Below are 11,861 nucleotides of genomic sequence, written 5' to 3'. Positions count from 1 at the left end.
GTTGGGGTGAAGGCGGTACGGTAACTTAGCTATCGCACTCAGAAAGGCAACGGCCTGGGTGTATACAAGTGAACACGGGGCTATGGCGCAGCTGGTAGCGCACCACACTGGCAGTGTGGGGGTCAGGGGTTCGAGTCCCCTTAGCTCCACAGATTCGAGACCTGATGTGTCTTGATCGAACCCTGGCCCCTGCTTTCGCGGAGGTTGGGGTTCGTTTGCCGTATGACAGTCCGCCGGTCCGAATTGGGCCGCAGTGAAGCGCGAGCGCTGTTCCGTAAGACGAACTTGTCGGTGTGGCGTTCTACGCTCTCGTGCATGAATGTGATGCAGACGGTCCTTATGTCCTTGTTCCTCACGCCGATCATTGTGTACGCGCTGGTGGTGGTGTCGTTGGGCGTGCCGCTGTTGCGGTCCACGCGGTGGGAGGTGGCGTTCCAGCGGACTGAATCGTCCCGGGTTTGATGGAGACAGGTTTGACCGGAAGGGACACTTGTTTCATGCCTCGCCCATCGAAGTACTCACCCGAGTTGCGGGACCGTGCCACACGCATGGCCATCGATGCTCGGAAGGATCCCGAGACCGCGCCCGGAGCTCTGGCCCGGATCGCTAAGCAACTCGACATCAACCCCGAAACCCTGCGGAACTGGGTCCGTCGCGTCGAAGACGGCCAAGCCGAATCGCCTGGGATTGAAACGATTTCCGATATTGAGCGGATCCGCTTGTTGGAGAACGAAGTTCGAGAGCTGCGTCGGGCGAACGAGATCTTGAAGACGGCGTCGGCTTTCTTCGCGGCCGAGCTCGACCGGCCACACCGCTGATCGTCGCCTTCATCGATCAGCACCGACATCGATGGCCCGTCGAGGCGATCTGCACCGCTCTGACCGAGGCTGGCTGCGCGATCGCGCCATCGACTTATTACGCCGCCCGCACCCGGCCACCGTCGGCCAGAGCAGTGCGAGACGAGTACCTCAAGACCCAGATCATGCGGGTCTATGAGGCCACCGGCGGAATCTACGGACAACGCAAGATCCGCGCCGCACTGCGCATGGAGGGGATCACCGTAGCCAAGTGCACTATCGAACGACTATGCGCTGACCTGGGGATCCGGGGCGTCGTGCGGGGCAAGTTCCCACGGACCACCCGCCCGGCACCGGAAACGGCGCGTCCGGCCGATCTGGTCGACCGCACATTTCACGCTGACGCGCCGAATCAGCTGTGGGTTGCCGACATCACGTACGTGCGGACCGAGGTCGGATGGGTGTACGTAGCGTTCGTGTTGGACGTGTTCTCCCGGATGATCGTCGGGTGGCAGACCTCGACCCGCATGTTCGCTGACCTCGCGATCGACGCCCTGGCGATGGGATTGTGGCTGCGCCGGCGGTCCGGTCAAGACCTAACCGCGCTGATCCATCACTCCGACCGCGGGGTGCAATACCGAGCCATCCGCTACACCCAGGCCCTCGATGAAGCCGGCGCCATCGCCTCAGTCGGCTCGCGCGGGGACTCCTACGACAACGCGATGGCCGAAGCCCTGAACTCGTTGTACAAGCACGAGCTGATCTACAAGAAAGGACCGTGGACAAGCACCAACGCCGTCGAGATCGCCACCGCCGAATGGGTCCACTGGTACAACACCACCCGCCTGCACTCGGCCTTGGACTACCAACCACCCGCCGCGGCCGAAGCCGACTACTGGACCCAGAATCGGGCCCGCGAACTCACCTCACAGAACAACTGATCGGTCTCCAACAAACTCGGGTCTTGACAGAACCCCGTTCCGACCTTGAGTCGGAACGGGGTTCTTTGCGTTCCATACGAGCCCGACACCGGCCACCATGCCCAACCCGCGCCGCCCGCTTTCAAGGGCGTCGCCGCGCCCAGTCACGTATCAGCGCTGCGAAGCGCCGATGAAACCGTGTCGCTGTTCGCTACGGAGCGAGCCGACGTCACCCTTGTACGGGCGGGAGGTGGCCTCGAGCATGAACGGCTGGAGCACGGAGCGCTGCCGGTCGGTGAGGCCAAGCATGCCGAAGCCGAGGTACAGGCCGGGCTGCACCCGTCGCACGTCGTCGAGGAGGTTGACCAGGCCGTTGACGGTGTCGAAGGTTCGGTAGTCGAGTTGGAATGCGGGTCGGCCGTCGATGTCGGAGTCGGCGATCCGGGTGGTCATCGGGTCTCGGTACACCAGGCTCCCGGTGACCGCCCAGCGATGGATGTTGTAGCCGCGGCCAGAGGTCTCGTCGATCTGCCGGAAGCCCTTGGTCTTCCATCGGTACAGCGGGTTGCGCACCTTGACGGCGGCGACGACCGTGCGCAGAACGCCGGGCTGGGCCAGTGGCGTTCCATCGAACTCGCCGACCATCTCCGAGAGGCTCGGCGCCTCCAGCGTGAGGAACAGTTCGACGAGTTCGCTGTGGGACATCGAGGTCAGGTCGTCGGCGCGGTGAGCAATGGTGGACATGGTGTGGGATCTCCGTCTATCGGACTACATCGGACGTGTCTCACACTCGCACGGCCTCGCCGCACTCGCGAGGTGCACAGTGCCCTGGTCAGAGTGCTACAGGTGCATCATGCACTACTGATCGGCTGGTTCGGTGCGGACGTTTCGATCCTCCGGCGCGACGGCGCCCCGCCAGTACGCGATCTCGAGCGCCATGCCGATGTTCAGCGCGTTCTGTTCGATGGGCTGGGGGAGGAGTTCGTCGGCGCGCTTGATGCGGCGCAGCAGGGTGTTGCGGTGTGAGTACAGCGCGCGAGCGGCTCGGGACGCATTGCACTGCTCGCGCAGGTACGCCCGCACCGCCTCGCGCAGTTCCGGGTGGCCGGAGGCCAGCGGCCCGAGAGTGTGGGTCACGAACCGATCGGCCTGGTCCGGCTGTGCGGTGAGCAGCAGGATCCCTTCGACGTCGTCGAAGGTCGCCACGGTGTGCTCGGTCTCCATCCGCGCCATCATGCGCTGAGCGCTCAATGCGTCGAGATGGGATGTGCGAAATCCGTCGCGACCCCGCGCGGTGGAGCCGATCGCGATGCGCCACGGCGATCCGGCGCCCGCGACGCCGGTCGCGTCATGCAAGCTGCCGCGGTCGGCCGAACCGAGCCAGCCCCAGACGGTGCCCGGACTGGCGAGGACGTGCATCGAGACGCGGGCGCCGACCCGCCGCGCCACCTCGTCGACGGCGCGTTCCATCTCCGTCAGCGGCGGCGAGGCGTCGGTGCTCCAGACGACCACCGCGGTATGCGTCTGGTCGAGCCGGTAGTCCAACGCGAACTCGGTGGACCGCCCGTCCGGCCAGTCGCCCGCGATGAGGAGCGAGACCGCCTGCAATCGGTCGGCCTCGCGGCTGCGTTGCACCCGCTCGCGTTCCGTCGTGATCTCCGCGGTGAGGGCGGTGATCGTGGCGTCGACGAAAGCGCCGATCGAATTCGAGGTGATGTCGAGCATGGCGGCGAGGTCGTCGACGTCGGTGCTCAATCCGAACGCGATCTTCATCCAGCGCCGCCACGCGACGTTCTGACCCAGCCGGTACGCATCGACGCTGGCTTCGGTGTGGCCGCGGCGGACGACGGTTCGGGCGATCTCCTGCAGATCGGTGACCAGGGGCGGGACGGCACGCCCCGGATGCTCCGCGTTCGCCGAAGCCCAGTGCAGCATGAGCGCGTGCGCGCCGCGAATGGCGAAGGCGCGCCACTCCGGATCCTCGACGACCGGCCGCATGTCGGACGCGGAGAAGGCGGCGTCTTCGACCTCCTCGAACCAGCTGGCCGGAGCTGCGAGGACGGCTTCGGCGGATCGCCGGATCAGGTCCGTCACCGCCGGACTGCAATCAGGAGTCTCCATGAATCCATCCTATGGGCGTAATGATGCATAGTGCACATGGATCGGCGACTTCTGAGACGTGTGCACCTTCCTTTCGGGTATCGCACGCTCGACCATGAGAGGAACACCCATCCGATGTCCGCAGGAGCAGCCATGGCGATCACTGTTCGACGACCGGCCCCGGCCGTGGAGCATCGAGCGGACGGTGAACCCGTCCGCCTCCCTCCGGGCCCGCGGTTCACCCCACGTAACGTGCTGCGCTTCGTGACCGACCGGCCCCGGCTGCTGCGTGAAATGGCGGATAGGCACGGCCCGGCGTTCACCATGTGGATCCCCGGATTCGGCACGACAGTCGTCCTCACCGAGCCCGCGATGTTCAACGAGCTGTTCCACATCCCGTCCGACGTGGCCGGAGGCGTCGAGCCCAGCCTCGACGTGATGTTCGGCGACGGCTCGATCTTCGGCAAGCAGACCGCCGAGCACAAGCGTCACCGCCGAGTGCTCACCCCGCCGTTCCACGGGCGGAACCTTCGGGCCTTCGAGTCTCTCGTAGAGGAGGAGACGCGCAAGGAGATCGCCGGGTGGCCGGTGGGGCGGCGTTTCGCCACGATCACCTCGACCAACAGGATCGCGCTGAACATCATCCTTCGGGTCGTGTTCGGCGCCGAGGGCGCGGAGTTCGACGAGTTGCGCGAACTGACGCCCAAATGGATCAAGTTCGGTGCCGTCCTGTTCAGCGTGCGCCCGCTCCAATGGGACTGGGGGCCGCTCAGCCCGTGGCGTCGGCACCTGGCGATGCGTCGGCAGTTCGACGACATCCTCGAGCGCTTGATCGTCCGCGCGCAGGCCGACCCCGGATTCGAGGACCGCACCGACATCCTCTCGCTGATGCTGCGTGCCCGGCATGACGACGGGACGGCCCTGACGCACGAGGAGATCGGCGACGAGCTGGTGACCCTGGTAGCGGCCGGTCACGAGACCACGGCGACCTCGCTGGCCTGGGCGTTCGAGCGGTTGAGTCGACATCCGCACACGCTCGGCCGGCTCGTCGCCGAAATCGACGAGGGCGGCGCGACATACCTGCAGGCCACCATCCACGAGGTGATGCGCACACGGCCCACCATCGACGGCACCACACGCCGGGTACTGGTGGACAGGATGCGTTTCCGTGAATGGGTGCTTCCCCACGGGGTGAACCTGTACACGGCGACGTCGCTGGTGCACAACGACCCTCGGTACTTCCCGCGGCCCGACGAGTTCGCTCCCGACCGGTTCCTGGGACGTATGCCCGACACCTACGCGTGGACCCCGTTCGGCGGCGGCGTCCGCCGTTGCGTCGGCGCGACGTTCGCGACCATGGAGATGGCCGTCATCCTCCGGACCGTGCTGACCACGTACCGGATCGAGCCCACCGACGAACCCGACGAGCGGATCGTCTTCAAGGGGCTCCCGTTCGCGCCCGCCCGCGGGGGCCTCATCAGCGTCACGCGACGCGAGCGCCCGGCCGCTTCCCCCGGATCGCCGACCGAACCCACAGGCTGCCCGTACCACCACGAGAAGCCGGAACCGTCATGAGCCACGTGATCACCCAACCGTGTTGCAACGACGGGGGTTGTGTGGCGGCGTGCCCGGTCAACTGCATCCATCCCACACCGGACGAGCCCGGCTTCGCGACCGCCGAGATGTTGTACGTGGACCCCGACACCTGCATCGACTGCGGAGCCTGTGTGCCCGAGTGCCCGGTGGACGCGATAGTCCCGGATGACGCCCTCACCGTCACCGAGACGGTGTTCCTCGACATCAACGCCGCGTACTACCGCGATCACGATGTGCGGGATGGACTCGTGCCGTTCCGCCCGTACCGTCCCGCGGGGGTCTCCGCGCCGATCCGGGTCGCGGTGGTGGGCTCCGGACCGGCCGGGCTGTACACGGCGAAGGAACTGCTCACCGAGTCGAACGTGCACGTGGACGTGCTCGACCGGCTGCCGACCCCACTGGGCCTGATCCGCTCCGGCGTCGCGCCCGACCACGGCGCCACCAAGAGGGTGGGGGAGACACTCGAAGAGGTGGCCGCGTCGCCGCGGTTCCGCTATCTGCTCGGTGTCGAGGTCGGCCCGCACGTCACTGCCGCCGCCCTGGCCGACGCGTACTCTGCGGTCGTCTACGCACACGGTGCGTCGGCGCCCAAGTCGCTGGGGATCGAAGGCGAAGCGCTCGCGGGCAGCATCTCGTCCACCGAGTTCGTCGCCTGGTACAACGGCCACCCGGACTACGCCCACCGGCGGTTCGACCTGTCGGGCGAGCGCGTCGTCGTGGTCGGCAACGGCAATGTGGCGCTCGATGTGGCGCGCATCCTCCTCTCCGATCCGGATGTGCTGGCCCGCACCGACATCGCCGACCACGCATTGGAAGCGCTGCGCGAGCGCTCCGTCCGCGAGGTCGTGCTGCTCGGGCGGCGCGGACCGGCCGACGCCGCGTTCACCATCGGCGAGCTCGCCGGCCTCGCGGATCTGTCGGGCGTCGACGTCGTCGTGGACGACCCGGCGCCGGACTCCGACAGACTCGGAAGCCTCGACGACGTGACCGCGGCCAAGGTCGAGCTCCTGCACGACTTCGCCGCACGCACGGCCCGCCCCGAGAACCGCCGTCTCGTGTTCCGTTTCCACACCCGGATCACGGAGATGCTCGGCGACGACCGCGGTCGGGTGCGGACATTGCGGGTCACGGTCGGCGGAGCGCCCGACGAACTCGACACGTCGCTCGTTGTCCGGTCGATCGGCTACGCGGGGGAACCGCTCGACGGCCTCCCGTTCGACGACGCCGGCGGCACCGTTCCGAACCGGGAGGGCCGGGTGGTCGACCCGGCGACCGGCGAGGTGATCCCGGGGAAGTACGTGGCCGGGTGGATCAAACGAGGATCGCGCGGCGGCATCGGCGCGAACCGGCGCTGCGGCGAGGAGACGGCGCGGGCGGTCCTGGACGACGCCGCAGTCGGCGTGCTCGCGCCGCGGGCCACCGATCCGGACATCGCGACGGACGCGGTGAGACGTGGGGCCACCGTCGTCGACGGCGCCGCATGGAAGCGGATCGACGCCGCGGAGCGAGCGGCGGGCCGGAGAGCCGGCCGCCCGCGGGTGAAACTGACCGACCTCGATGCGCTGATCGGTGCGGCGGGCCGATCCCCGGGCGGCGATCCCGTCGGCGCGCTGTCGTACCCAGACAACAAGGAGAGAACATGACCGAGATCGACCCGAACGCACCCGTCCTCGTCACTGGCGGCAGCGGCTATCTGGCGAGCTGGATCGTCCGATACCTGCTCGAGGACGGCCGGACGGTGCGCGCCACCGTCCGTGATCCGCGCAAGCCCACGGGACTCGACCACCTGCACGCACTGGCCGAACAGCACCCGGGGCGACTCACCCTGCACGCCGCGGACCTGCTGGACCGGGGCAGCTTCGCGGAAGCCATGACGGGCTGCGAGCTTGTCATCCACACGGCCTCGCCGTTCCTGATGGGCAGGCTGAGCGACCCGAGGGAGCAGTTGATCCGACCGGCGCTCGAGGGTACTCGCAACGTCGTGAACAGCGTGGACGCGACCGATTCTGTGCGTCGCGTGGTGCTCACGAGCAGTGTCGCGGCGATTCACGGCGACAACGTCGACATGCGCGGAAAGGAGTGCTTCACCGACGCGGACTGGAACACGACGAGCACCGATACGCATCAGGAGTACAGCTACTCCAAGACCGTGGCGGAGAAGGAGGCGTGGAAGCTCCACGACGCCCAGGACCGCTGGGACCTGGTGACGGTGCACCCCGGCCTGGTCTTCGGGCCGTCGCTGACCACGAGCAGCGCTTCGGGCAGTATGACCATGATCGGGCACTTCGCCGACGGGTCCATGACGTTCGGCGCGCCAGCCCTCGAGATGGGCGTGGTGGACGTGCGGGACGCGGCGCGCACGCACATCGCCGCGGGCTTCACGCCCGCGGCGCACGGTCGGTACATCGCCACATCGGGCACCGTGAGTCTGCTGGACATGGGCAGGTTCCTGGCCGGTGCGTCCGGGAAGCGGCGGGCCTTTCCGACGCGCGAACTGCCGAAGGCTCTCGTCAAGATTGGTGCTCCGGCCGCGGGGATGACGAGGAAGTTCGTCGACCGCAACGTCGGGTGGCCGCTGCGATTCGACAACAGCCGCACGCGCCGAGAGCTCGGCATCGACTTCATCGCGCCCGAGAAGAGCATCGTCGACCACTTCCAGCAGATGATCGACGACGGCCTGGCCTCGTAGGACCGGGCCGTCGTCTCGAGCGTCGAGTCAGGCGTGTCCTCGGTTCACTCCTTGCCCCGCGGGAGGATCATGACCGGCACCGGGGAGCTGCGGACGATGCGAGCCGCCGCGGTGCCGAGGAACACGTGCTGCAGCTGCGCCGCGGCGCCGGACCCGAGGAGCAGCATGTCGCCCGCCTGCCAGTCGATGTCGTTGACGGCCGACGACCAGTCCCGGCCGACGCCGACCGCGATCTGTGGTCTCGTCACGGTCGCGAGCGCGTGACAGGCCTCCTCGAGCTGCTGGTCGATGTCGTCGCGAGTGCGCGTCCACCATTTCTGGAGCACCAGGTTCTCGGCGGCCGCGGGATCGGTCGTCCCCATGATGCCGCTGACGTCGCGCACGTTGAACGAGGCGACCCGCAGCGGGACGTTCCACGACGCGGACAGTTCCGCCGCGGACTTGATGAGCCCGTTGACGTCGGCCTTGCCGCCGAACGCCGCGGTCAGCCGTGTGATCGGCACGGCCCCCGGCTGGTAGCCGCGCGGTGCGATCGCGACCGGCACCTCGGCGGTGTGGACCAACTGCTCGGTGACGCTGCCCAACGCGATTCGCCCCAGCACCCCGGACGACGAGGATCCGACTGTCACCAGGTTCGCCGAATGCTCGGCCGCGGCACTCGCCAGGCCGTCGCGGATCGACGGCGCCTGGACCACTTCGACGCGCACCCCCGGGCCGCCGCGCACGTCGTCGACCGCGCCGAGCAGCGCACGTTCGGCCTGAACCGCGACGTAGGCGATGTACTCGTCCTCGACCGGGTCGACGGCGACGGGCATGCGTCGTTCGACGACGGCGGCCGCCACCACGTCTTCGCCCGTGGTGCGTGCGATCTGGCTCGCCAGTGCGACCGGCGCGGACCCCTTCCGACTCGCGCTGAATCCGGCGAGGACCGTCACTGGACCGAACCCGATGCGCTCATCCGTGCGACGACGTGTGTCACCGGAAGGTGGTGTTCGGCGCGCGCTCTGTCGATGACGTCGAACCGCTCCCACACCGACTCCTCGGGCGGAAGCGTCGAGATGACGATCCGATCGGGGCGATGCTCGTCGACGGCGGCTGCGAGCGCCCGGAGCGGGCGGTAGTCGCCGAGTCGTCCGTCGGCCGTGAAGCCCTCCGTACGGAGCGTGGACAGGGTGTCCTCGAGGCGCTCGTTCGCGATCCGGGTCGTCGCCTCCCAGACGTCGAGCGGCCCGTGGACGTCGGCCGCTCCGGTCTCGATCGGGCTGGCCGGGACGACCACGTGGAACACCGTTCCCTGGTCCGCGCCGATCGAGCGCAGCTCGGACATCAGCTCCTCCGAGCCGACCGTCTGATTCGCGAGGACGACGATGCTGGTCGGACGAGCGGTCTGAGCGGAGACGTCGGGCGTGATCGGCCGCGACTGGACGAACTGGCGGTTGGCGAAGAACAGCACGATCACGACGGCGAACGCGAGCAGGCTCAGGATGAGCTGGGAGCGGACGGCCTCGTCGATGTACATCTGGACGAGGATCGCGACAATCGCCACGATCGTCAGGATCGACAACACCGGGAAGAACCACATCTTGACCTTGAGGCTCTCGCTCCCGTTGCGGAACCGGAGGACGGTCTGCGATATGGCGATCAGCAGGTAGACGAACAGGATGATGGCGCCAGACGAGTTCAACAGGAAGGCGAAGATCGTGTCCTCCCAGAACGCGGCGGCGATGACGCACACGAAGCCGATGACCGATGAGCCGACGATCGCGTACATCGGCACGCCGCGCTTGGTGACCTGAACGAGTTGGGCCGGAGCCTCGCGGCGAGCGGCGAGCACGAACAGCATGCGCGACGCGGTGTACATCCCCGAGTTCAGGCACGACAGGACCGCGGTGAGGACGACGGCGTTCATGATGTGCTGGGCGGCCGGGATGCCCATCTGCTCGATCGCCGAGACGAACGGCGACGCGGCGAGGTCGTCGCTGTTCCAGGGCAGGATGGCGGTGAGCAGGAAGACCGAACCGACGAAGAAGATGGCGATTCGCATGATCACCGAGTTCGCGGCCTTCGCCACCGCGCGCTCCGGATTCTCCGACTCGGCCGCCGCGATCGTCGCGATCTCGGCGCCGACCATCGAGAAGATGGTGAGCACCACGCCGACCGTCACCGCGCCGACTCCGAGCGGGAAGAACCCGCCGTAGGCGGTCAGGTTCGAGAAGTCCATGCTCCGGTCGGGCCAGAGGCCGAAGACGTAGCACGACCCCAGCACGATGAACAGGGTGATCGCCGCGACCTTGATTCCCGCGAACCAGAATTCGAACTCGCCGAACGAGGCGACCGAGAACAGATTTGTCGCAGTCATCGCCGCGAGCAGCAGCATGGAGGTGAGCCAGATCGGTGCGGACGGCATCCAGAACTGGATGATCTTCGCTCCGGCGATCGCCTCGAATCCGACCACGACAACCCAGAAGTACCAGTACAACCAGCCGACCGAGAATCCCGCCCAGTTGCCCATCGCGTTCCGTGCGTAGTCGGAGAAGGATCCGGTGGAGGGGTTCGCCACGGCCATCTCGGCGAGCATGCGCATGACCATGATGACGAGGACGCCCGCGAGGGCGTATGTGATGAATGACGCCGGCCCGGTCGCCTTGATGACGACGCCGGATCCGACGAACAGCCCGGCGCCGATGACGCCGCCGATCGCGATCATGCGGAGTTGTCGTTCCGACAACGCCTTCTTGAGCTCGGGAGTCCCGCTCAACCTGATACCTCCTGCTAGGTGGACGTCGGCGCCCCGCCGCGTCCGAGGGTGATGGAGATCACAAACAATACGGATCAAGAGTGCCCCGCGAGAGGGGATGCCGGAACCGACGAAATGTAACGACATGGCCTGTGTCATTTACAAGCTGTAATCGGTCGAGAGGGGTGTCGACGGGCATCGTTGTCCGTATGGTCGACGGACGGACGAATGGGCAGACACCGCAGGTCAGCAGGATTTCGCCGGTGATCGGCATCGTCGGCGTGCCGACTCGATGTCGGTGGGCGCAGGTGTGGGAACGGGACGTGGTGATGGTGCCCGACACCTACCTGCGCGCGGTCACGGCGGCGGGCGGACTGGCCGTCGTATTCGCTCCGAGCACACTTCTCCTGGACGCCGTTCCGCGCATGGTGGCCGCGGTCGACGGAGTCGTGCTCGTCGGCGGAGGCGACCTGGACCCGTCGTGCTATCTGGGCGCCGCCGACGATCGGACGGGTCCGACGGATCCACTGCGCGACGAGGTCGAGATCGCCGTCGCGCGGGTGTGCGTCGAGACGGGTGTGCCGCTCCTCGGCATCTGCCGGGGGATGGAGGTGCTCAACGTCGCCCGCGGCGGCGACCTCGTCCAGCACGTCCCCGACGTCACCGGCACGACGGTCCACTTGGCGACCCCCGGTGTGTTCGAGCGGCATCCGGTCCGCCTCACCGGGGGATCCCGGGTGGCCGCGCTCTGTGGATCCGAGGACGTCGTCGTCGACTCGCACCATCATCAAGCGGTGGGTCGACTCGGGGCGGGCCTGCGGGTGACCGGTCGCGCGCCGGACGGCATCGTCGAAGCGGTGGAGGCGGTCGAGCCCGCGGGCGCGTACGCGGTCGGAGTCCAGTGGCATCCGGAGGAGGATCCGGGGTCGACCGTGATCTCGGCGTTCGTGGACGTGGTCGCCGCACGGCGCGGATGAGACGAGGCGGATGAGACGAGAACGACCCCGGGGCGGACGCGGTCG

9 protein-coding genes, 1 tRNA gene and 1 pseudogene are annotated in these 11,861 nt (G+C 67.5%); 7 read left to right on the top strand and 4 right to left on the bottom strand.

Annotation, left to right across the window (positions count from 1 at the left end; translation table 11 throughout):
* The first annotated feature begins 76 nt into the window (after positions 1–76).
* The 3 genes and pseudogenes from GYB83_RS21640 (at position 77) to GYB83_RS21630 (ending at position 1,738) form a co-directional block, all read left to right on the top strand.
* Positions 77–149: transfer RNA gene (locus tag GYB83_RS21640), tRNA-Ala, on the top strand.
* Positions 150–315: 166 nt separating this feature from the next.
* Positions 316–462 (top strand): hypothetical protein, encoded by a 147-nt coding sequence (locus GYB83_RS21635; protein WP_161897337.1) that lies wholly within the window; start codon positions 316–318, stop codon positions 460–462.
* Between the two features lie 35 nt (positions 463–497).
* Positions 498–1,738: pseudogene (locus GYB83_RS21630) on the top strand (IS3 family transposase).
* Positions 1,739–1,888: 150 nt separating this feature from the next.
* Here GYB83_RS21630 and GYB83_RS21625 read toward each other — a convergent pair.
* Together GYB83_RS21625 and GYB83_RS21620 are read right to left on the bottom strand one after the other, a co-directional pair.
* On the bottom strand, positions 1,889–2,461 hold the full coding sequence (locus tag GYB83_RS21625; RefSeq protein WP_161897336.1) for a hypothetical protein: 573 nt from the start codon (positions 2,459–2,461) through the stop codon (positions 1,889–1,891).
* Between the two features lie 114 nt (positions 2,462–2,575).
* On the bottom strand, positions 2,576–3,838 hold the full coding sequence (locus tag GYB83_RS21620; RefSeq protein ID WP_161897335.1) for a PucR family transcriptional regulator: 1,263 nt from the start codon (positions 3,836–3,838) through the stop codon (positions 2,576–2,578).
* 132 nt (positions 3,839–3,970) lie between these two features.
* Here GYB83_RS21620 and GYB83_RS21615 point away from each other — a divergent pair, with 132 nt between their 5' ends.
* From GYB83_RS21615 to GYB83_RS21605, 3 genes are read left to right on the top strand one after another with little or no spacing between them, the layout of a single operon-like run.
* Positions 3,971–5,392, top strand: coding sequence for a cytochrome P450 (locus GYB83_RS21615; protein WP_186349829.1), 1,422 nt, complete (start codon positions 3,971–3,973; stop codon positions 5,390–5,392).
* Entirely contained in the window at positions 5,389–7,056 is a 1,668-nt protein-coding gene (locus tag GYB83_RS21610) for an FAD-dependent oxidoreductase (protein ID WP_161897334.1), read from the top strand. Before GYB83_RS21615 ends, GYB83_RS21610 begins: the two co-directional genes overlap by 4 nt.
* Positions 7,053–8,102 (top strand): NAD-dependent epimerase/dehydratase family protein, encoded by a 1,050-nt coding sequence (locus GYB83_RS21605; protein ID WP_161897333.1) that lies wholly within the window; start codon positions 7,053–7,055, stop codon positions 8,100–8,102. The genes GYB83_RS21610 and GYB83_RS21605 overlap by 4 nt, the downstream gene beginning before the upstream one ends.
* 44 nt (positions 8,103–8,146) lie before the next feature.
* Here the strand turns inward: GYB83_RS21605 and GYB83_RS21600 are convergent, their stop codons facing one another.
* Together GYB83_RS21600 and GYB83_RS21595 are read right to left on the bottom strand one after the other, a co-directional pair.
* Positions 8,147–9,037: a universal stress protein gene (locus GYB83_RS21600; RefSeq protein ID WP_161897332.1), complete on the bottom strand. Its 891-nt coding sequence runs from the start codon at positions 9,035–9,037 to the stop codon at positions 8,147–8,149.
* Positions 9,034–10,860, bottom strand: coding sequence for an amino acid permease (locus tag GYB83_RS21595; protein WP_161897331.1), 1,827 nt, complete (start codon positions 10,858–10,860; stop codon positions 9,034–9,036). The genes GYB83_RS21600 and GYB83_RS21595 overlap by 4 nt, the downstream gene beginning before the upstream one ends.
* A gap of 242 nt (positions 10,861–11,102) precedes the next feature.
* Between GYB83_RS21595 and GYB83_RS21590 the strand changes: the two genes are divergently transcribed.
* A complete protein-coding gene (locus GYB83_RS21590; RefSeq protein ID WP_161897330.1) occupies positions 11,103–11,816 on the top strand; it encodes a gamma-glutamyl-gamma-aminobutyrate hydrolase family protein in 714 nt (237 codons plus the stop codon).
* Positions 11,817–11,861: the final 45 nt, after the last annotated feature.

It is taken from the genome of Gordonia spumicola (assembly GCF_009932475.1).
GTDB lineage: Bacteria > Actinomycetota > Actinomycetes > Mycobacteriales > Mycobacteriaceae > Gordonia > Gordonia spumicola.
Note: the sequence above shows the minus strand (reverse complement) of the source record. Positions and strands in the feature narration are given on the sequence as shown.